At 31.8% G+C, this 23,292-nt stretch carries 16 protein-coding genes; 2 read left to right on the plus strand and 14 right to left on the minus strand.

All coding sequences use genetic code 11. From position 1 onward, the window contains the following. Positions 1–20: 20 nt before the first annotated feature. The 5 genes from GFV01_RS00535 to GFV01_RS00555 form a co-directional block, all read right to left on the minus strand. Complete coding sequence (locus GFV01_RS00535; RefSeq protein WP_185150304.1) at positions 21–2,276, minus strand: hypothetical protein; 2,256 nt, start codon at positions 2,274–2,276, stop codon at positions 21–23. 264 nt (positions 2,277–2,540) lie between these two features. Continuing rightward, positions 2,541–3,356, minus strand: coding sequence for a histidine phosphatase family protein (locus GFV01_RS00540; RefSeq protein WP_160564048.1), 816 nt, complete (start codon positions 3,354–3,356; stop codon positions 2,541–2,543). 19 nt (positions 3,357–3,375) lie between these two features. Next, on the minus strand, positions 3,376–4,323 hold the full coding sequence (locus tag GFV01_RS00545) for an endonuclease/exonuclease/phosphatase family protein (protein ID WP_160564050.1): 948 nt from the start codon (positions 4,321–4,323) through the stop codon (positions 3,376–3,378). A gap of 10 nt (positions 4,324–4,333) precedes the next feature. Then, a complete protein-coding gene (locus GFV01_RS00550; RefSeq protein WP_160564052.1) occupies positions 4,334–6,595 on the minus strand; it encodes a TonB-dependent receptor in 2,262 nt (753 codons plus the stop codon). 105 nt (positions 6,596–6,700) lie between these two features. Beyond that, a complete protein-coding gene (locus GFV01_RS00555; RefSeq protein WP_160564054.1) occupies positions 6,701–9,028 on the minus strand; it encodes a glycoside hydrolase family 3 N-terminal domain-containing protein in 2,328 nt (775 codons plus the stop codon). A 642-nt stretch (positions 9,029–9,670) separates the two neighbouring features. On the opposite strand from GFV01_RS00555, the gene GFV01_RS00560 reads away from it, so the two are divergent. Both GFV01_RS00560 and GFV01_RS00565 read left to right on the plus strand, forming a co-directional pair. Beyond that, positions 9,671–10,531: an N-acetylglucosamine kinase gene (locus GFV01_RS00560; RefSeq protein WP_160541998.1), complete on the plus strand. Its 861-nt coding sequence runs from the start codon at positions 9,671–9,673 to the stop codon at positions 10,529–10,531. A 110-nt stretch (positions 10,532–10,641) separates the two neighbouring features. Further along, positions 10,642–11,436, plus strand: a complete 795-nt coding sequence (locus tag GFV01_RS00565) for an SDR family NAD(P)-dependent oxidoreductase (protein ID WP_160564056.1) — start codon at positions 10,642–10,644, stop codon at positions 11,434–11,436. A 45-nt stretch (positions 11,437–11,481) separates the two neighbouring features. On the opposite strand, the gene GFV01_RS00570 is transcribed toward GFV01_RS00565, so the two are convergent. The 9 genes from GFV01_RS00570 to GFV01_RS10250 all read right to left on the minus strand — a co-directional run bounded on the left by GFV01_RS00570 (position 11,482) and on the right by GFV01_RS10250 (position 23,164). Further along, positions 11,482–12,003, minus strand: coding sequence for a Dps family protein (locus GFV01_RS00570; RefSeq protein WP_185150305.1), 522 nt, complete (start codon positions 12,001–12,003; stop codon positions 11,482–11,484). A gap of 49 nt (positions 12,004–12,052) precedes the next feature. Then, entirely contained in the window at positions 12,053–12,466 is a 414-nt protein-coding gene (locus GFV01_RS00575; RefSeq protein WP_185150282.1) for a hypothetical protein, read from the minus strand. 213 nt (positions 12,467–12,679) lie between these two features. Continuing rightward, a complete protein-coding gene (gene pgi, locus GFV01_RS00580; protein WP_160564058.1) occupies positions 12,680–14,329 on the minus strand; it encodes a glucose-6-phosphate isomerase in 1,650 nt (549 codons plus the stop codon). Positions 14,330–14,438: 109 nt separating this feature from the next. After that, positions 14,439–15,086, minus strand: a complete 648-nt coding sequence (locus GFV01_RS00585; protein WP_160557200.1) for an outer membrane beta-barrel protein — start codon at positions 15,084–15,086, stop codon at positions 14,439–14,441. Between the two features lie 59 nt (positions 15,087–15,145). After that, on the minus strand, positions 15,146–15,757 hold the full coding sequence (locus GFV01_RS00590) for an outer membrane beta-barrel protein (protein WP_160557199.1): 612 nt from the start codon (positions 15,755–15,757) through the stop codon (positions 15,146–15,148). Between the two features lie 1,063 nt (positions 15,758–16,820). After that, on the minus strand, positions 16,821–18,734 hold the full coding sequence (gene dnaK / locus GFV01_RS00595) for a molecular chaperone DnaK (protein ID WP_160564060.1): 1,914 nt from the start codon (positions 18,732–18,734) through the stop codon (positions 16,821–16,823). 284 nt (positions 18,735–19,018) lie between these two features. Beyond that, entirely contained in the window at positions 19,019–20,254 is a 1,236-nt protein-coding gene (locus GFV01_RS00600; protein ID WP_160564062.1) for a M20 family metallo-hydrolase, read from the minus strand. Continuing rightward, positions 20,247–20,747, minus strand: coding sequence for an L-2-amino-thiazoline-4-carboxylic acid hydrolase (locus tag GFV01_RS00605; protein ID WP_160564064.1), 501 nt, complete (start codon positions 20,745–20,747; stop codon positions 20,247–20,249). The genes GFV01_RS00600 and GFV01_RS00605 overlap by 8 nt, the downstream gene beginning before the upstream one ends. A gap of 23 nt (positions 20,748–20,770) precedes the next feature. Then, complete coding sequence (locus tag GFV01_RS10250) at positions 20,771–23,164, minus strand: ABC transporter permease subunit (protein WP_160564066.1); 2,394 nt, start codon at positions 23,162–23,164, stop codon at positions 20,771–20,773. Positions 23,165–23,292: the final 128 nt, after the last annotated feature.

The following is a 23,292-nucleotide window of genomic DNA, read 5'->3' on the forward strand; positions in this document are numbered from 1 at the left end:
TTTTTAATTATTATTATAGGTTAAAAAGAGTATTTAAGACCAAACTCAACTGTAAAAGGACGGATGTATGTTCCTGAAAGAATAGTTCCTTCCTTCTTTTTAGCTTCTTCGGAAGTTAAGATCAAATCAGAATCCCCCATATCTCCTTTAGCTCCCCTTTGATTGAATAAATTTATCACAGTTGAAGAGAAACTTAAGTTTTTGGTAATAGCATATTGTAAACCGGCAAAAGTTTCCCAACGACTTGCAAAATATATTGTATTCGGTCTATTGGCATATTGTTTACTGAAATATCTTGCACTCGCCCAAATCCTTAAATCTTTCCAAACATAGCTCGGATCAATCTCTAATAAAACTTTAGAAATACCCGTTACATATTTGTCTGTGAAATCATACTTAGCTGCTGCACCGTCTTTAAATTTAACTTCTCCGACAAAATTTTTATATTTTGGACTTTGTAAAGTGATCAAAAAGTGTAATTCAAAGTTTTTTATGGGTTTTGATATGATATCTGTAGTCCATCCTATGGTTTCAATATCATAATTTGTAGTTTCTCTTTTCACTTCTCCCGGATTATTGGGATTGGAAAAATTTACTGTTGAACGATATTCATTACGAGTGATATAGGTTGCCTTAGAAACTATACTTGCTAACGGATGATTGAAATATACTCCAAACCCTGCAGTTGGTATTTTAGATTTTTTGATTTTAGGATCAACTCCAATGTTATAGTATTCTAAGTGTCCGGCTTGTTCATTGTAATTAACCTCACCTAGTAAACCAAATTTAGGGGTCATTTTATATACTGCATTTAACATGTAGGATTGATTAACCCAATCTTTATTTATATCAGTTTTAGGTCCTGTTAATGTTTGCAATCCTAAATTTCTGTCCTGGTAATCTCCCCGTAATGCTTGATACTCAATACGTCCACCCAAATTTAATTCTAATTTATCGACCAATAACCACTTATCTAATATATATAATGCTAATTTATTTTCATTCCCATTATGATATTCTAGTCCTTGATTTAAATTAAAATCTCCATTGGCATTTGCCGTACCTCCTACTTGAATTAATTTTCTTGGATTCGGTGCCACCTCTTGAAAATACATAGCAGATTCTGTAGCATATTTATCCACTTTATAATGCCATTCGTTTAAACCAACTTTCAAATCGTGGTTTCCTATCTTTTTACCTAATTCAACGGTACCGGTTATAGATTTAACAGGAGTTTTTCTGGTTGCTAATATTAATACCCCTTGTGCGTTATTTCCCATATAAGCTTCTCCCGTATCAGCATATACATACTCTCCCGGTTTCGCTTCGGAAACTCCTGCCATAATAGGTATGTAAATTCCCACTTTGGATGAATGGTAACGAACCATGTAATTTAAATAAAATCCATTATCAAATTTGTTATTACCTAGTAAATCAACTGTATGGGATTCTGTTCCGAAATCGTCTAATATATCTTTTTCTACCATATTTCCGGTAAAAGCATCCATTAATGTTATTTTTCCGGATCTTTCATGATACGATTTCCGCCCAATTTTAAATCCCGATATTTCACTTACATCCCCATCTTTTCCATACATAAAAGGGCTGTAATTATATGTTAGATTTTTAACATTAACATATTTATATAATACTGAAACAGAGCCTTCTCCTCCTCTGTATTTATAGTCTTGAGTTAAGGCCATTTTATACATTTGAGTTTTATCGGCATAATATTTATCTATAATTGATGGTTTAAAAGTACCCGGGTCAAAGCTCAGATAAGCACCGGCTGAATATTTAAGTCCCTTAGTATTTACAGGTCCGCTCACATTTGCACTTCCTCTCATTAATCCAAAATGATTGGATTCCAGGTTAATTATACCTTGAAGCTTATCTGTGCCTAGATTATCAAACGTATTTAAGGAAAAACCTACATCTCCAATATTGATAAAGGTTTGTCCTAAGTCAAATAAACCCGTACGATTAAGGGTAACATCGGATCTCCATGCTTTAGTAGGTAGTTCCGGCCAATAGTGGAATACTACCGGAAGACCATTCTCAAGAATAGTAGTACCTCCTACTGAAGCGGGTAGACCGATATTTACATCCCTGGGACCGGTACTATTTGCTGCATTTAACATGACATTCCTATCATTTTTCTGTTCTATGTCTACTTTTATCGTATCATTTTTCGTTTGATTTTGACTATATATTTCATTGGTACTAATAAGTAATAAAAGTACTGACAATGAATATATACTATTTTTATTTCTCATCTTTTATAAATTTTATTTCAGTGGTTACGTGCTCTGCTCTTTTTTATATACACAGAGTTTTATGTTCTTTGAAATTGATGAATTATAACAGTATCAAACACTAAAAATTTTTAAGCCGACTTAATGATAGTTTTTCATGAAAACCATATATTACAATAAATTAAAGTATTTATACTATTATGTAAATGCGTATAAAACATCTTATTCAATTATTTAGAATGCAGTAAATTTTAATTGATTTTTAACTTCTTATTTGATTTATTTTTATTTGCCTAATACCTTTTTTCCTTTTTCCACATAACTCATATCTCCAAAAGATTCAATCGTAAACTTTCCGTCTTTGTAGATTACCTTGGAAACTGCTGCATTTCCCATATGTGTACCTGTTATTTTTTTACCGCTACTGTCTAAATCTGAAAGAAAAACGCTAATTGCCATTCCATGAGCGACTAATAATATGTTTCCTCCTCCTGATAAAGCCTCTTTTTCTGCTATTTCACGAATGGCTTTCTGTCCTCTCGCTTTAACATCTTCATAATTTTCTCCTATTCCTAAGGTTTCTAACGTTTTAAATGTGTTCATGGCTTTCTTTAATATTTCAGGATTTTTTGCCATATCGGCAAAAAGTTCTTTTGATGATTTATAGTGTAAGTAGAGAGCCGCATCCCCCCACATTTTCGAGTTTAAATCACCTTCGTAGCTGCCAAAATTGGTTTCCCTTAGTTGAGGTACTTCTGTTATTGCTAATTTTTCTTGACCTTTAGTATCTAAGACTATACGAGCTGTTTGTCTGGCCCGTCCTAAGTCACTGGAATAAGCTGCTTTAAAATTTACATCTTTAATTCCTTCCCCTAGAAACTTAGCCACTTCCACTCCTTCGGGTGTTAAAGGGGTGTCTGCCCAACCTTGCACTCTATCCATGGTATTCAATATAGTCTTACCATGGCGGGTAACATATAAGATTACCGTCTTATCTTGTTTCGTTGATTTTTTATTTTGCCCATAAACTTGTGGGTTAATTGATACGGTCAATAGCATGAAAACTATCAACTTAACGTTTAGTAGTACAGAGTTTTTCATTTATTTACATTTTATTTATTTAATTATTAAAATACAACACCACCGGATAATGATCTGAATAGAGATCAGTAAATTCATCTTTAATTACATCACATTTTATAAGATCTTTTTTCATATTTCCGCTAACATAGAGATAATCATATCTTACCGGAGATTTAGATTGATCATAAAATAATTTTGTTGGCGCGGTCGCTTCAAATTCAGGATGGAATAAACGAAGTGCATCTATAAATCCAAAATCAAGTATTTTTTGCTGGATAGTATAATCTAACTCATTGTCTTTACCTAAATTCAAATTATACGGTCTTTTCTTTCTGTCTTCCCGTATAAAATTTCTGAGTTTATTATCTTTATATGCACTTTTATCCAATGGAGAAACTGAATTTAAATCCCCCATAAACAACCATTTATCATTAGATGGTTTGGATTGGATGGTAGCTAAAATTTGATCCACTTCATAACCTCTTTTCTCAGATGAAAATGGGTGAAAATGAGTAACTATAAAATGATATCCTTCAATTTCTGCTTCTATATATCCATGAATATTATTATCTAATACCCGATGAACATTTACAATCGGGTATTTTGAAGTTATGGCCACCGGAAAAGTTACAGAGCCATCGGTAGAAGGTTCTCTGACAATAACACAATAAGGGTGACCATAACTTTCAGCTAATTTTCTTAAATTTTTTGGATTCGCTCCTTCAGGGGCAAACTCATAAATTCCTGCAGTAAATCCATTCATTTCCTGCAAGGCTAAAATATCAGGATCTTGTTTACGAATCCATTCAGCAAATTTGGATTTATCTTTAGTTGAGTCCTGTTTCATTCCCCAGTATACATTATAGCTAATCAACTTTATTATTTTCTTTTTGGTAATGCCTTGTGCATGAATATGGCCTAAAGGAATTAGAAGGAATAAAAAGAAAACCAACCTATATTTAATATAAATCCAATACTTGCTCATTTTTTATTTTTTAAAATTTAAACTTAGTTTTAAATTCCAGAGTAAAAGGTCGGATGTAAGTTCCTGCTACCGGTTTATTATAATAAGGAGTAGGATCTATAGCTGTATTAGTTCCAGATATAGAGCCTTGTGCTCCACTTTGGTTTAATAAGTTAACCGCACTTACTCCAAAACTCAGGTTACTGTTATATTTAAAATCTATACCCGCAAATGTTTCCCATCTTCCTGCAAAAAACAATGAATTGGTATAATTTGCATATTCTTTACTGAAATATCGCGCACTTCCCCAAAATTTAAATTTCTTCCAATTATAGCTTGGATCTAATTCTATTATGGTTTTTGATACGCTTCTTGCTATATTCCCATCGTAATCATATTTTACATCATACGCTTCAAATTTGTAATTTTTGTATTCGGGATTTTGTAAGGTAAATAACATATGAAATTGAAAATTTTTAAATGGTGTAACCAAAGCATCGGTTGTCCATCCTATGGTTTTAACATCATAGCTAATAGTTTTTTTCATGTAATCGGTAGGATCTTTTGGATTGGTAAAAGTGGAATTATTTGTAAAATTACTTCTCTGAATGTAAGTAACTTTAGATACTACTCTTACCAAAGCATGGTTAAAGTATACTCCGAAAGAAGCTCCTGGTATTTTTGACTTTTTAATTCCCGGATCATCTGCACCTGCATAACTACTTAACTTTCCACCTAATTCTCCATAGGTTGCTTCTCCTTGAAGTCCAAATGAAGGCATGATTTTCCATAGTGCATTGACTGTAAAAGTTTTATTAATCCAATCTTTTTTAACTTTTGTTTTATTTCCGGATACCCAATTAGTCCCTGCTAATTTTCTGTCTTCTCCTTTATACCATTCTCCGTTAATATTTTGCCATTCTAATCTCACACCTCCTCCCACTTGTATTTTTTCGGAAGGCGTCCATTTTTCAGTACCATACACAGCCATTTTGTTTTCTCCACCGGTATAGTATTGCATAGCGCCGTTATGATTATATCCTCCGAATTCATCTGAACCTTTTCTTGGCATCCAAGTGCCGGTAAGTGGATCGTAATTTTCTTGAATTAACAGTGACGGATTTGGAGTCACTTCATGGTAATAGGAATAAGAAGCTGTATTATAATTGTTTATGTGGTAATACCATTCATTAAATCCGATATTCCAATTGTGTTTAGACGTTTTTTTGCTTAATTCCACGCGACTCATATAAGTATTGAATGGAGCTCGGGGGGTGAAAAGCATTAAAACCGATTGTACTTTTCCATTATAAATGTTATCGGAACCTACATAACGGAAACGTGTCTTACCTTCAACCGGATTACTTATGGATGAATAGTACGGATTAAAATATCCGGATTCAGCATATTGATATCTAAAAATATAATCCAGCTTCATCCCATTTGTAAGGCTATTTTTTCCGATGATATCGAAAATATGATTTTCTCCTCCACTTCCTTTCATTATATCTCGAGTAGTATATTCTCCTGAAAGCGGATCTATATAATGCACCAATCCGGATTTTTCCAGATAGGAATCTCTGCCTAATTTGAATCCTTCTACAGCATCTACTTTTCCATTGGAACGATAGTAATAAGGATTTTGTTTAGTTGTTATCGCTTGTGAGCTGATAAATTTATATTGTACTCCAATTTCTCCTTTTCCGTCATTATATTTTTTATTTATAAATACTTTATAAATTTGAGTTTTATCTAAAAATTGAGAAAAGGCTGATGTAAATGTTCCGGGATCCATATTAGCATAAGCACTAACCGAATAATAAAATCCGTTTTTCATCGGTCCGCTTACATTAAAGCTTCCTCTTAATAATCCGTAAGAATTGGTGACAAATTCACCTTTACCTTGTAATTTATCTGTTCCTTTATTGGTATAAGTATTTACTGATACTCCCACATCCCCTACGCTTATAGCGGTTTTTGCAACATCTAATACGTCCATCTTTTCAAAACTGGAATCTGACCTCCAGGCCCTCACGGGCATTTGTACGACGTAGTCCATCACAACCGGTAACCCATTTTCTAAAATAGTAGTTCCTCCCACACTTGCCGGTAAACCAATGTTTACATTTCTTGGCCCGTTATCGGCTGAGGCATTTAACATCACGGAAGTGTTCTGATCTTTTTTTAAATCTGTTTTAGTTTTTAAACTATCAGATTTATTCTCTTGTGCCTGTATCAAATTCATAGTAGAAACAATCATAATAGCACTAAGAGACTTAACTGCTCTTCTCATACTTAATTAATCTTTTTGTGGTTTTAGTTTAATTATGACTTTATATTTTATATCATTATAATTTTGTTTTTTTATTTATAGCATATCATTAATCAAAACTTATATTTATTTTTTTATACCGTATTTTGCAGTCCTAGAATCTTTGATGACACCTTTCCAATCTAAACCAAAACCAAAATTATAGACATTCCCTTCACTGTCTTGATGACATTCCATGTCAAAAGGAATATCTTCTTTCTGTTTTTCAACCGTGTTCATATTTGCAGGCATTTGAAGGGGTAATAATCCGGAGGGTTCGTACTTCCCGGAAATAATATCCATTATGGCTTGTTCTCCAATTCCAAATCTTGCTATTATCCCATCCACTCTAGATTCAAATTCATTAAAAATCATAGGACGACTGATATTTACTACTACTATGACCGGTTTATTTCCCATTTGACTTTTAGTAGTTAATATGGTAGATAGATCGGATGAATTGGAAACGGTTACTGTTTTATCTTTATAACTTCGATCTTTAATTGAAGGGTCTATTACGGGGTCTCCTGCTGCTATACTGTGCTCACGCGCATTTGTAGCCGTATAGCTGTTATATTGTAAGGAGATGGGAACGTATCCATTTCCTCCATTATTTCTATCAGCTATATCATATCCCCCGCCATCGTTGTTAGTTTGAGGACTTGAAACAAAGACTATGGAAAAATCTGCTTTTTCAGGATCTTCTGTAACATGATAATATTTCTTAACTAACTCTATATTAACCGAATAATCTAATTTTGGTTCAGACCATTTTCCCCACCAATCTTTTATGGAAGGTTGATAGTTTTTTGGTATATATACCGTTTTTTTATCTTTTATAGGTAGTATATGTTTTTTATTTTTAAGCAATACCACTGATTTTATTTGTGCTTCATAACCCGCTTGCATAAATTCAGGATTTCCAACTGTTTTAACGCTTTGCTCAACGTTTAAATACGGATTTTCAAACAATCCCAGCCTGAAAATATTTTTTAATAATCGTATTCCTGATTGCTCAAAACGATTTCTCATATAATTATTCCCGTATTCCTTTACTCCCATTTTGTAGGCTTCTAATATGGGTTGCATAACATTGTTGCCTCCAAATTGATCCATTCCGGCCATTAAGGCAATATAATGTCTTTGAGCTATCGTTTTATTTTCCACTCCCCAAGGCTTACCTTTAAATTCATCCGGAGTTTTACCCTCATTGGCTGTTATCAGCCAATCTGTACATAATACCCCATCATACCCAAACTTATCTCTAAGTAAATCGGTAATGATATATTTATTGAAACCATTTGCATAGTTACTTCCGTCTTTTGATTGATTATATGAAATGGTGTAATAAGGCATAACTGCTGAAGCTTTGGAAGTTTTTCCATTGAGATTAAAAGCTCCGTTAACAAAAGGGCTCATGTGTGTATCAAAATTATTTCCTGGATATACTGCATATTTTCCAAACGCCCAATGTGCATCTCTTCCGCCCTCTTCCGGTCCTCCACCCGGCCAATGTTTAACCATTGTATTAACACTTTTATATCCCCATCCGTCTGCAATTTCATCTTTACCAAAAGAAGTTTGGAAACCATCTATATAGGCCCTGGCCATATCTGTAGTTAGTTCCGGGCTTTCTCCAAATGTCATGTAGATTCTATACCATCGGGGTTCTGTTCCTAAATCTATTTGAGGAGATAAAGCTGTAGTTATTCCTAAAGCTCTATATTCTTGTGCTGCTATATTACCAAATTTTTGTACAAGTGACGGATCAAATGTTGCTCCTAAGCCTAACCCATCCGGCCAAAGTGATATGGCGCCTCCTGCTCCTGCATTAAATTCAGATTTTATATTTCCGGTAACTTGATCAGAATGTCGGGGATCTGAACTTGTATTTCCCGGAATTCCTAATCCCAACCCTTCCACGTATGCTTGCATTTGATTGTTCCATCGTGCCGCAACTTCAGGGCTTTGAACCGAAGTTATTAATATATGTCTTAAATTATCCTTTTGCAGAAATTTTTTTTGTGCGTCTGATAGTTCCCAAGGTTGTGCACCACTGGCAGAAAAGATTTTTCCATTATAGGTTCCAGATGCGAATCCACTATCGTTTGAAGGTATAGCTTGGTGATTACTATAAAGCATTAATCCTGCGATCTGTTCCAAGGACATTTTTTGAACTAAATCTTTAGCCCTTTCATCTGCAGATAATCTCCAATCTTCATATTTATCAAGTTTTCCGTTTCTATTAAGGTCTTTGAATTTCAAACCGTCAACAGTTATAATTTTTACACCTGATAATGGGGAATATCCTAAATTGACTCCATTTCCATTATCGATTAAAATAAATTCTGTTTGCTGCGCCTTTGAAAAAAAAAGAGACAAGATTGTTAAAGTAGTAAAAATCTTTCTTCTCATATATGTAGTTTTTAATTTATTTTTTATAAAAATTACTATAAACATGTAAGTTTAACGTGTTTATACAAATATAAATTAAATATCCTATTATAGTATAAATTATCAAAGATACGTAATCTAACCTTAAATAGTTATACATTTAAATATATCATTATCATATAATTAACAATATTGTAATTGATTAATATCATATTTAGAAATGACTAATTTTATCTAATATTAAGGTTAAAATGGTGTTTTTGATGCTTGGAAACCTTACCATTTCATTTACTTATTTGAAGTAAATGTTAATTTTTTAACAAAATTTTAATTTCTCTTTATTTTAATGGCTGAACAGGGGTATCCATAAATTTAATACATATAAAATTAAATTTATTTTATTTTTTATACCTAATCGTATGATTTAAATCAACATTTGATAAATATTTACAGTTTCAATGATATCTTTTATTAATTTTAGTCTGTAAAGAGATAGTTAAGCTATTTCAAACATTAGTATATATACTTATTAGTTGTAATAAATTGAGCACATTAACCATTACTAATAAGATAATTTTACCAACATTTATTGAATATTTATTTTTATTATAAATATTTTTATTTTGTACTTTTGAAACATAACTAAAATTAAAAACAAAAAATATGATTCTTCTAGCAGATTCAGGTGCTACTAAAGCCGATTGGATAGCCATTGATAATAATGGCAATCGTATATTCTCAACACAAACTAAAGGTTTAAGTCCCGAAGCCATAAATAAAGAGGAAATGATCAAAAGATTAAATGAACGTTTTGACATTTACCAAAATAAACCCGCGGTAAAAAAAATATTTTTTTATGGGGCAGGATGTGGAACTGATAATATGAAAGATATTGTAAGAAATGCTTTAACAGAATCTTTTCCTAATGCTGAAGAAATTGTGGTTGAAGAAGATACCTATGGAGCCGTTTATGCAACCACACCTCCGGGAACTCAAGCCATAGTATGTATCTTAGGTACCGGATCCAATTGCAGTTATTATGACGGTGAACTTTTACATCAAAAAGTTTTATCTCTTGGATATCTTTTAATGGATGATTGCAGCGGTAATAAATTAGGAGCAGATTTGATTCGTGCCTATAATTTCAAAACTCTTCCTCATGAATTATCAATAAAATTGTCGAAAGAATATAATATGGATATAGATTTTATAAAAGAAAATCTATACAAAAAACCTAATCCCAATGCTTATCTAGCCACATTTGCTAAATTTATTATTCAAAACAAAGATCATGAATTTATTCAGCAAATCATTGATAAACAAATTCAAACCTTTATCGATTTATATATAAAACAATACGATAATTGTACTCAAGTCCCAATCAATTTTAATGGTTCTATCGGTTTTTATTTAAAAGATGAATTAGAGAAAAAATTATCTGAAAATGGAATGAAATTAGGTATAGCTTTACGAAGACCTATTGATGGTCTGATTGACTATATCTGTACTCATAGACTTACTTAAAATTTGAATTTTAATTGGTTTAAAAGGAATGAGTATGTCATTCCTTTTTTCTTTTTGGGTAGCTAGATTTTAAAATTAATTTTATTTTTGTTTAGTATTAAACTATAAAAATGTCTAAAACAATTATAATTACAGGAACCTCATCCGGCGTGGGATTGGCATTGGGAAATTATTTATTTCAGAAGGGTTACAACGTATACGGTTTGAGTCGTTCAGTACCTAAAAATGCTAAATTTACTACTATTCCAACTGATATAACTAATGAAAAAGAAGTTGATGATGCATTAGATCAAATTCTTGCTAAAAATTCAACCATTGATCTGTTAATCAATAATGCAGGAAAAGGTATGGTCGGGCCTGTTGAAAACGCTAAAAAAAATGAAATTATAGATTTATTTACCCTAAATATTGTAGCACCCTCTTATCTGATTTCAAAGGTTTTACCAATTATGCGTAAAAGTAATAAAGGTAAAATTTTTAATATATCATCGATTGGAAGTGAAATGGGTTTACCATTCAGAGGTTTTTATTCCGGTTCTAAATCTGCATTAGACATGATTACAGAATCGTTACGTTATGAATTAAAAAATTCTGGTATTGAAGTATGTACAGTAAATTTAGGTGATATACGAACAGATATAGCAGCTCATAGGATTAAAAGTGATATTTCGGTTGACTATGTTAAAGTTTTTGATAAGGTGTATGATCATATGAATGCGGATGTTTCAAATGGTCTAGCCCCCGAAACTATTGCTCCCTTTATTGAAAAATTATTTACTCAAAAAAATAAATTAAAACCCCATTATTATTTTGGTACAACCATCCAAAAATTATCTATTTGGGTTAAAACCATAATTCCTCAATTGTGGTTTGAAAAAATTATAGCTAAATATTCGGGTTTATAACAAAAAAAACCTCTTTAAAAGAGGTTTTTTGTACTCAATTTATAATTATTTAGCTGAAGCACGTAGCATCCATGCCATAGATTCGTGCTGTTCCATAACTCCGGTTAAAAAATCACTGGTTCCATCATCTTTATTTTTGTCAGCAGTTGGTATGAATTCTGCTCGGATCAAACGGATGATCGTTTCATGATCCTGACATAATTCTACCAATATAGTCTTTTCATCATCCACTTCTTCCCCGTCATGTTCCAGTAAGTCTACTACTGCACTGTATTGTTTAAATGATCCCAGCGCATAATGACCTAATTTCCTTATCCTTTCTGCCACTTCGTCAATAATTTCCGCAATTTCTTTATATTGCTCTTCTAATAATAAGTGTATAGATCTGAAATGTGGACCTTCTACATTCCAATGAAATTTTCTGGTTTTGGTATAAAGAAAATATTCATTGGCTAACAATCTGTTTAGTGCATCGGACACTAATTGTTTATTTTCTTCACTAAGCCCTATGTTGGCTTCTATGTGCCTTACTTTTTCAGACACAGGTTTTTTGGTTTTTGTTTTCAAAATAAATTTATGTTATATAGGTTTTTCGTACTCTATAATTAATAATTGATTATTGTAACCTTTTCAATCTAAACAATAATTGTTGAATGGCTTCTTGATAATCATCAAAAATGGACAACGCATAGTCATCAACAAATAATTCTCTACCGTCTTGAAGTAACAGGTAAAAATTCTCACAATGTTTGATAATATCTTTAGGCGTAGGAGTTTCTTTGATAGTTACTTCAATATCTCCAAATTGCGCATAAGCTGTTTCAACTAAGCGGTCAATTACATCTAATACTGAATCAATAGCCTGATCTAAAGCAATATGTGTTGCATAACTTCCTTTGCCGGTTACTTGCCAATGATATAGTTTTAAACTGCTGTTATATGAAAAAATTTCACCAAAAAATTTACCTAATTTTTTGTTTTTTGAAGAGTCGTTGTAAGTGCTTTTCACTACGTTTTGTTCTTTGATCATAATTTTAAATTTTTAGTCTTCTATTTATTAATATTTGATTTGTACTTATAAAATGCAAATATCAGACCTAAAGCGTTTAACTCTATATTATTTTAAAATCCTATGATAAAGCTGTAATTTGTTTTTTATAGTAAACTGTAAACTTTTGAATTTTATGAATAAAAAAAGATCGTCTGATGAGACGATCTTTTTTTTATTAAATCAGATATAAAATTATCTCATTTTTTTATAGGCATTTATCAGCCCATTAGTTGATGAATCATGTGTGGTTATTTCTTGATCTCCTGATAATTCAGGCAGCACTTTGTTAGCCAATTGTTTGCCTAATTCTACGCCCCATTGATCGAAACTGAAAATATTCCAGATAACTCCTTGTACAAATATTTTTTGCTCATATATAGCAATTAATTTTCCTAGTAATTTAGGTGTTAGAATTTTATACAAAAAGGAATTGGTTGGACGATTTCCTTCAAATATTTTATATGGTTTTAATTTATTAATTTCCTCTTCATTTTTACCCTGATCTTTTAATTCTTTATAAACTACTTCTTCCGTTTTACCAAAAGCTAAAGCTTCTGTTTGAGCGAAAAAGTTGGATATAAGTTTTTCATGATGATCTGAGACTTTATTTAGTGTTTGAGCACCTGCAAAAAAATCACAAGGAATAAGTTTTGTTCCTTGATGTATCAATTGATAAAATGCATGTTGTCCATTGGTTCCCGGTTCTCCGAAAATTATTGGTCCGGTCTGATAATCAACTTTTTTACCGCTTCGGTCTATATATTTACCATTGGATTCCATATCTCCTTGTTGAAAATAGGCTGCAAACCGGTGTAAATATTGTTCATAGGGAAGTAAAGCAACATCTTCCGCGCCAAAAAAGTTATTATACCAAATACCTAATAGGGCTAAAATTACCGGTATGTTTTTATTTAGTTCCGTATTTCTAAAATGTAAATCAATTTCATTTCCTCCTTCTAATAATTCGGTAAAATTGTCATATCCGACAGCTAAACATATGCTCAGTCCAATAGCTGACCAAATAGAATATCTTCCACCTACCCAATCCCAAAATTCAAACATATTGTCTTGGTTGATTCCAAATTTTGTTACGGCTTCTTGATTGGTTGATAGGGCGACAAAATGTTTGGCTACTTCAGATTCTAATTTTGCTGATTTTAAAAACCAATCCTTTGCTGTTTGAGCATTGGTCATAGTTTCTTGAGTAGTAAATGTTTTAGATGCCACAATAAACATTGTTGTTTCCGGATTTAACGGTTTCAATGTTTCTACTATGTGAGTTCCATCAATATTGGATACAAAATGTAAATTGAGTCTGGTTTTATAATATTTTAGCCCTTCTACAACCATTAAAGGTCCTAAGTCAGAACCACCAATACCAATATTAACCACATCAGTAATTGCTTTTCCTGAATAGCCTTTCCATTCGCCCGAAATTACTGATTCAGAAAATTTTTGCATTTGCGAAAGGACTTTGTTTATCTTAGGCATTAAATCTTCTCCATCAACTATAACCGGTGTATTTTTTCGATTTCTTAATGCTGTGTGTAAAACTGCTCTATTTTCTGTCTCATTAATTTTATCGCCACTAAACTGCTTTTCAATAGCTTCTTTAACTTGGGTTTCCTCAGCCAGTTGAATTAATAATTTCAATGTTTTTTCTTCTATTCTGTTCTTAGAATAATCAAAAAGAATATCATTAAATTGTATTGAAAATTTATCAAATCTTTGAGGATCTTCTTTAAACCATTGACGAAGGTGTTTATCTTTTATTTGGTCGTAATGTTCTTTTAATAATTGCCATGCGCGGGTTTCTGTTGGATTAATCTTAGATAATGCCATAATACATTTATTTATAATACTAGCAAATTTACTTATTTATCACTTTTAATCAACAAAAAAACCTCTGAAATAAATCAGAGGTTTTTATATTATTTTTTTATTTATAAAATTAAAAACTGAATTTTTTAGTAACTCCTACGTGAATAGATTTTCCAAACGTTAGGTCAAAATCTTTGCTCTTGTTATAATTTTTATAATCCAAGGCTACGTTTTCTTTTGTGTCGCTCCATTCAACTCCTCCAAAAGAAACATTTAACCCAAAATTATTTTTAAAGTTTATAAATAAAGCAGGGGCAAAATCGATGTAATATCCATATCCTCTAACTCTATTACCTTCGATCATATCAGCCTCATTATAAATTGGACTACCTGAATCTATTTTGCTATCAGAGCGATACTGTTGATATCCGGCCCCTAGATCTGCATATATACCAAAAGTTTCATTAAAAGGTTTATAGTAACGAACAAAACCACCAATTCTACTTTCGTAAGCTTTATCTTGTATTTTTGTATCTAGAAGTTGATCACTTGAATAAGTATGTTTATCAAAAGATAGGCTGGTTTTAGCTCCTACAAACCAATTATCTGCTACTTCATAAGCTATTACAGGTGTAAATGTAACATTATTGGTTTTTTCGTCATTATAACCATTAACTCTTTTAAGGCTAAAATCTGTACCCAAAAGGATAGAATTCTTTTGAGCTTGGGCAGACAACACACTAAAAAGGGTAAGGGTTGCTATTATAATTTTTTTCATGCTTTTTCTTTTTAATTAGTTATATAACTTGCGTTAAATAATTTTATACTATAATTAAATTATAGTGAAAAGTTTTTAGAAATACCAATATTGAAAGCATTTCCAAAAGTTACATCAACCCCATTAGATTTATTTTTTGTTCCTTTTTCTTTTAAGTGGTTGTATTCAACTCCACCAATGCTAAAATTCAATCCAAAATTATTTTTGAAGTTAATGAATAATGCCGGATTGAATCCGATGTAAAATCCATCTGCTTTATTTTCATATTTTGCTAAAGCATCGTGTCCTTTGGTTTTTTGCTCTTGCCAACCTGCACCCAAATCAGCATATACTGCAAAAGTTTCACTTAATGGTTGTGAATAACGTATAAAACCTCCGATTTTTGAAGTTTTAGTATCTCCATCAAGTAAATTAGATTCTTGAAGTGCTTTACTATCTAAATCCGCTTTTGTAAAAGCTACTTTTGCTCCAATAGTTAAATGATCAGTAAATTGATATCCTAAATAAGGAGCCCATTCGTAAGTGTCCAATTTTTGTTTTCCTGAATTTCCTCCAAATTTGTTTTCGGTGTGGTTGTAACCTACATTACCTCCTAATAAAATACTGTTTTTTTGTGCATTCATAGTTGATAATCCAAAAACTACTGCTGCAAACAACACTAACTTTTTCATAATTTTCTTTTTTGTAAAATAATTTAATTCAAAATTTATTTAATTCTAATTCTTCCACTTAAAACGTAGTAGAATCTAAATTTATCCAATTTCGTGTTAAAACTATACTAAATACCGTGCCAAAGTTAACATTATGTTAAAAAAACATCTTATTTTCTGTTATTTTATATTGGATCAATATACAAATAAATTAACTTTGTATGATTATTCAGTTATAATTTTATAAACAATATCTAAATTTAGCATGCAAATATAAATAAATACTCACTTATAAAGTAATTTGATACTTAATTTATTTTTTTTTCATGCAAATTTTGTGTTTTCTATTAAATTAATATTAATTATTAAAGTAAAAATATTAGTAAATAAAAATTTAAATTGATTTTTTTTAACAAATATTACCACCTAATTAATTGATTATATACCAAATTCAATTTTTAACATTTTTTTTATTTGTTTTAATTTATAATTGAAAAAAAACAAAATGAGTCATTTTAGAAAAACATATTGTACATAAAAACACAAAAATGCCTAAAAATAAAAAGCTTTTTTTGTATAATATATTTCGTATTTTATATAAAATTTTATGCCTTTATATAGTAATAATGAGATGAGAATTTATTATTCTGCTTTTTTTACCATTTTAAAGCAATATTTATACATTAATATACTGTTTTTTTCATTTTTTGACTAACTAACTTTTCTTTAGCATATAAAATAAAACAAATAAAAAAAGAGTATGATAAAACATACTTTTTTTAGATTTAAGTGTTAAATAAATCCTTTTAAATTAGGCTTCTACAGGATTTTATTTTTTTAGAATGCTTATTAATATAGATGAGGTATTAAGCATTTTAAATGGTAACAAATTGGTAGTAAATGTACATTTTGTTTATCTAGCCAATATTTTAAAAATCATTAAATCCTTTTACTTTATTGGATTTTCCAACTTTTTTTAATTTATTAAATATGTACAATTTGTTTTCCCCCCTATATATACATAAAAAACCTCAGAATTAAAATTCTGAGGTTTTCCAATTATACTTGTGTATTATTCTTATTTTTATTTCACTTCTTCGAAATCAACATCTTCAACATTATCTCCTCCTTGATTAGGATTACTTGATGATCCTTCTCTTCCGCCTTGAGCTCCCGGATTTGCTCCTTCAGCTGCTTGACCGGATTTATATAAATCTTCTGAAGCGGAAGCCCATACGGCATTAATTTTTTCCATTGCTGTTTCAATTGCCGGAATGTCTTTGCTTTCATGTGCTTTTTTCAAGTCTGCCAACGCATCTTCAATCGGTTGTTTTTTCTCTGACGGTAATTTTTCTCCAAATTCTTTTAATTGTTTTTCTGTTTGGAAAATCATTGCATCCGCAGAATTTAATTTCTCAACTTCTTCTTTTCTCTTTTTATCTGCTTCAGCGTTAGCTTCTGCTTCTTTCTTCATTTTTTCAATTTCTGCTTCACTTAATCCGGAAGATGCTTGAATTTTTATGGATTGTTCTTTTCCGGTTCCTTTATCTTTAGCCGATACACTTAAAATACCGTTAGCATCAATATCGAAGGTTACTTCAATTTGTGGAACTCCTCTTGGTGCCGGTGGTATATCCACTAAATCGAATTTTCCGATTTCTTTATTATCGTTGAACATAGGTCGTTCTCCTTGCCCTACTCTAATAGTAACAGCCGGTTGATTATCTGCTGCAGTAGAAAACGTTTCAGATTTTTTAGTTGGAATGGTGGTATTGGCATCAATTAATTTGGTAAATACACCTCCGTAAGTTTCAATTCCCAAGGAAAGTGGAGTAACATCTAACAATAAAACATCTTTTACATCTCCCGTTAATACACCTCCTTGAATTGCAGCTCCAATAGCAACAACTTCATCTGGGTTCACTCCTTTGGAAGGTTTTTTACCGAAAAATTTTTCTACTTCTTCTTGGATCACCGGGATACGTGTTGAACCTCCGACTAATAATACTTCATCAATATCTGATGTTTTTAATCCTGCATCTTCTAACGCTTTTTTACAAGGTTCCATAGATCTTTTAACAAGATCGGCTGCTAATTGTTCAAATTTTGCTCTGGTTAACGTTTTTACCAAATGTTTTGGACCGGAAGCTGTAGCGGTTATATAAGGTAAATTAATCTCTGTTTGAGTAGATGAAGATAATTCTACTTTAGCTTTTTCAGCGGCTTCTTTCAATCTTTGTAATGCAATTGGATCTGCTTTTAAATCAACACCTTCTGCAGATTTGAATTCTTCTGCCAACCAATTAATTATTACATCATCAAAATCATCTCCTCCTAAGTGTGTATCTCCATTAGTTGATAATACTTCAAATACTCCGTCTCCTAAGTCAAGAATAGAAATATCAAAAGTACCTCCTCCTAGGTCGTATACTGCTACTTTTTGGTCTTTATGAGCTTTATCTAATCCGTAAGCCAAGGCTGCTGCTGTAGGCTCATTTATAATTCTTTCTACTTTTAAACCGGCAATTTCACCTGCTTCTTTCGTTGCTTGTCTTTGCGCATCATTAAAATAAGCAGGAACTGTAATTACTGCTCGATCTACAGTTTCTCCTAAGAAATCTTCTGCTGTTTTCTTCATTTTTTGAAGAATCATAGCTGAAATTTCTTGCGGAGTATATAATCTTCCGTTAATATCTACTCTTGGAGTATCGGAATCACCTTTTACTACTTTATAAGGAACTCTTGAAATTTCACCTGCATCTGATGAAAATCTAGTACCCATAAATCTTTTTATGGAGTATACGGTATTGTGTGGATTGGTTACTGCTTGTCTTTTAGCAGGGTCCCCCACTTTAATTTCTCCATCTTCCATAAAAGCAACTACGGATGGAGTAGTTCTTTTTCCTTCAGCATTAGTAATAACGGTAGGATCGCTACCTTCCATTACAGCTACACAAGAATTCGTTGTTCCTAAATCAATTCCTATAATTTTACTCATGTTTATATTTTTTCTTTAATTACTTATGGTTATTAATTATACTAAATACTACTATTATTACTTATATAATTGCTTATGCAATTTCAATGATTATGCCATGAAGCATTATATAAACATTTGTCATAATTAATTTTTTGCAAGCTGACATATTGTCTAAGCATTTTTACTTCACCTTACGATTTTATATAATTTTATCTATAATGATAATTAAAAAGGTAGAACTTTAATGCTCTACCTTACCCATTTAATCTATTTAATCTATAAATTGGTTTATTCCTTATCTTTTAGATATTAGATAAATGTTTTACTGCATTTAGTAAAACATTAGCACCGGCATTCATCCATTCCGGTTTAATTTCTTCCTTTTCATTATGACTTATTCCTTTAATACAGGGTATAAAAATCATGGAAGTCGGGGCTATTTTAGAAATATTACACGAGTCATGTCCGGCTCCTGAAACCATTGTTCTATGGGGATAATTTAAATTCTGAGCTACTTTGCGTACCACTTCAATGCAGGTTTTATCAAAAGGTAAGGGAGGAAAGGATAATATAGGACGGATGCTATAGGTTAAATTTAATTTCTCGGCTATTTGATGTATTTTTTCAGACAATTGTTGATCCATCCTTTGTAGTCCTTTTTCTGAAGGATGTCTAAATTCAACTGAAAACCAAGCTTTATCAGAAATTACATTTCTTGAATTGGGGGTAATTTTTACCATTCCAACAGTTGCCCTGCCCTCCGGTTTTTCATTTTTTCCTATTGTGTTGACTTCAAGCACTGCCTCGGCAAGTCCCAGTAAGGCATCTTGGCGTACTTCCATAGGGGTTGTTCCGGCATGAGAAGCCATCCCGGTGAATTCAACATCGTACCATTTTTGACCTAAAGCGCCGGTAACGATTCCTATTAATTCATTATGGTTTTCTAATATTGGACCTTGCTCAATATGCAGTTCCAGTGAAGCATGAATTTTATAATTTGAAAAATTATCTTTTCCATCATATCCAATTCTTTCTAATTCTTGTTTAATAGTATTACCTTCACTATCTCTACACGACCAACCATCTTGTAAAGAAGTTAACCCTGAAAAAACGGCCGAACCTATCATGGCAGGAGCGAAACGTGAACCTTCCTCATTGGTCCAGCTTACAACATCTATGGGGCGATCAGTCTTTATATCATGGTCATTCAATGAATAAACAACTTCCAGGGCTGCTAATACCCCATAGATCCCGTCGTACTTACCTCCTAATGGCTGACTATCTATGTGAGAACCTATAAGTACAGGATTCAAACGGTTATCTACACCGGATCGTCTGGCGAAAATGTTGCCCATTGCATCTATTTTTATTGAACACCCGGCTTTCTTCGCCAGAGATACAAACAAATCACGAGCTTGTTTATCTAAATCTGTGAGCGTTAAACGATGTACCCCTCCATTTGGTGTAGCTCCTATGGTAGCGAAATCGGCTAACCACGTTTGTAGTCTCTTTGAATTTATATGTAAATTATCATTCATTGGAAATATCTGTTTTCCCTTTTTCTAGTTTATAATGAAAATCACAAAAACCGTCTCCATTCATTATAGTATGGGGACGGGTTAATTTTACGTTTGGAGCATATCCTTCGATAAATTTAGCATCTCTGTTGCAGGATAGTAAAAATCCAATTTCGCCCAATCCCATTTCATGATACATTTCTGCATATCGACATCTTTTCACGTTATAATCATATTGGTTCTCATTATTAACAACCACTTCTGTTTCAAGTGCATCATCTTTTTCCCATAGATATTGGAGAGCTACAAAACTTTGTACTGAGGTTGGCTCATCTTCTTTTTGGGCAAAATCTTTTCCGGCCTGAATGGCTGCATTAGCTACGGCTTCTTCAATAATCGATTTTGCCTGTTCAAGTCCATACTCTCTCTTTAAAATATCGTATATAGGTTTTATTATTTCTGCTTCAATTTTTCGTCTTTGTAAAATACCTATTTCTTCTTTTAGATTCTTCATACTTGTATTTACTTATGTTTATTTTAAATAGTATAATCGATGGGAGCAACATTTCCAATGAATTTTAGTAATCTTTCATCCTTGGATTTTTTCATTTGTTGAGGTTCTTCATTGTATAAAATTTTTCCTGATTCCATAAAAACAATTCTATCTGATACTTCAAATGCGAATTTCATTTCATGAGTAACAATTATCATAGTCATGCCTTCATTAGATAATTCTTTAATAACTTTCAATACTTCTTGAACTAATTCGGGATCTAAAGCGGAAGTAGGTTCATCAAATAACATAATGTCGGGCTGTATAGCCAATGCTCTTGCTATGGCTACCCGCTGTTGCTGCCCTCCTGATAATTGGTGAGGGTATTTATTGGCATGAACCAACATACCTACTTTATCTAACATTGCCAATGCATACATACGCAGCAGCTGTTTATCTTTGTTTTTTTTATGATATAAAGGAGCCAACATAACATTTTCTAATACCGTTTTGTGTGGAAAAAGATTATACGATTGAAAAACCATACCTATCCTCATTTCCTGAAGTTTCTTTTTTGATTTATGAAATTTACTTTTATTTTTAAGTATAAGAGAAACTTCTCCCATTTCAATATCTCCTTCATCTATTGTTTCTAAACCGTTTATGGATCTTATTAAGGTACTTTTCCCGGATCCTGATGGACCTATAATACTGATTACTTTTCCCCAAGGAACGCTTAAACATATATTATTTAATACCAATGTTGTTCCAAATGTTTTTGTTATATTTTTTAATTCTAAAGCGGTTGAACCTTTATTCGTATTTTTTATGTTCGAATATTCTCTTAATTTTTCAAAATCAACTTGTATTGAACTATCAATGTCTGTGCTTTTTTTATGGACATCAAATTTTGCTTCAAATTTGTTAATAATCCATGTTACCAAAGTAACTATTAGTATATAATAGATAGCAACTGCTAACAGGGTTTCCATAACCAGAAAGTTACGTGTATACAATTGCTGTCCAACCATCAATATTTCGGTCAAGGAAATCACCGATACTAATGAGGTTAACTTAACTATGGTTACGTATTGATTAGCGAGTGACGGTAAGGCTATCCTAAATGTTTGCGGGGCAACAATCAATCTCATGATTCCCCAGTAGGATAACCCCAGTGCTTTTCCCGCCTCATATTGTCCTTTGGGTATCGCTTGTAATGCTCCTCTATGTATTTCCGCTATATAGGCTGTTTCACTTAAAACTAAAGCTATTAAACCGGATATGAAGGGATTGGATAGTATTATCGAGCTTTGAGGCCAAATTTGAGGTAGATTATATATAAATATTAATAATACCAATAAAGGTAAACTCCTGAAAAACCAAATATAACCTTTCGAGATAGTTCTTATAAATGAATGAGTACTCTGCCCCATTAATGCTACCAAAAAGCCTAAAACTACTCCTATACACCAAGTTAATGTACTTAATTCGATTACAGTTAAACAAGCTTTCCAAAAATCTGTGTTAATAAATTGATTTTTAAAATATTTCCAATCGAAAATTGTATTCTTTTCTTGAGATGAAATCGATTCTTCATCTATCTTATATTTATGTAGTAATTCTTGACTTGGATAAGCCAAATTATATTTGTCCAATAGCTGCTGATATTCTCCCGATTTTCTTAGTTCTTGGATAACTTGTGCGATTTTATTTTTTAAGGTTATGTTTTCATTTTTAAATGCTAAACCTATTAATACGGGATCTATCATTTCATGTGTAGAAATTACCAATTTATCTCCTAATCTGTCAATTAACATTTTAGCTACTGCCGCATCTTCATATTGTACGTCCACGCCTTTGGATAATAACGCATGTGAAGCCTCGGGAGCGCTGGGGTATTCTTTAACTTCAATTGCTTGTTTATTATTCTTAAAACAGAAATTCTTGGTAACATCATTCAATTTAGGAATCCATGCCGCCCCTTTCATGGAAGAAATTTTCTTTCCGCATAAGTCTTGTAAGGATAACGGACGATAGGATTCGTCTTTTCTAACAACCAATACACCTCCGGTTTGTAGATAGGGTAAAAATGAAACTTGTTGAGCTCGTTGCGGATTAATATACAATGCAGATGCTATGAGATCATAATGTCCTGCATTTAAGCCCATAATTATATTTTCTATTCTGGTATCTTTAAAGACTACTTTAAGATTTAATTTTTCTCCTATTAATCTCATTAAGTCAGGGTCAAACCCTCTGGGAATTCCTTCTAAATAGGCATAGGGAGCATAAGTTAGGTCAATACCAACCGCTAATTCGCCTTTTTTTAGAGTTTGTGAATGATAAATCGTTGTACTAAATAGAAAGATTAGCACGTATACATATTTAGAAAGCAAAGTGTAAAATCGAAGATCTATTTTAAATAATTGGTTATTCACAAGCAATATTATTTTATTCAATATAAAAAATAACAAAGTTTAATTCCTATTAAACTGATAGGCAAACTTACTTATTATTTGAATTATAATAAACTTATTTTTTTATCTTTTTTATAAAATATAAATAA

Origin of the sequence: Apibacter sp. B2912 (assembly GCF_009827835.1) — a bacterium.
GTDB lineage: Bacteria > Bacteroidota > Bacteroidia > Flavobacteriales > Weeksellaceae > Apibacter.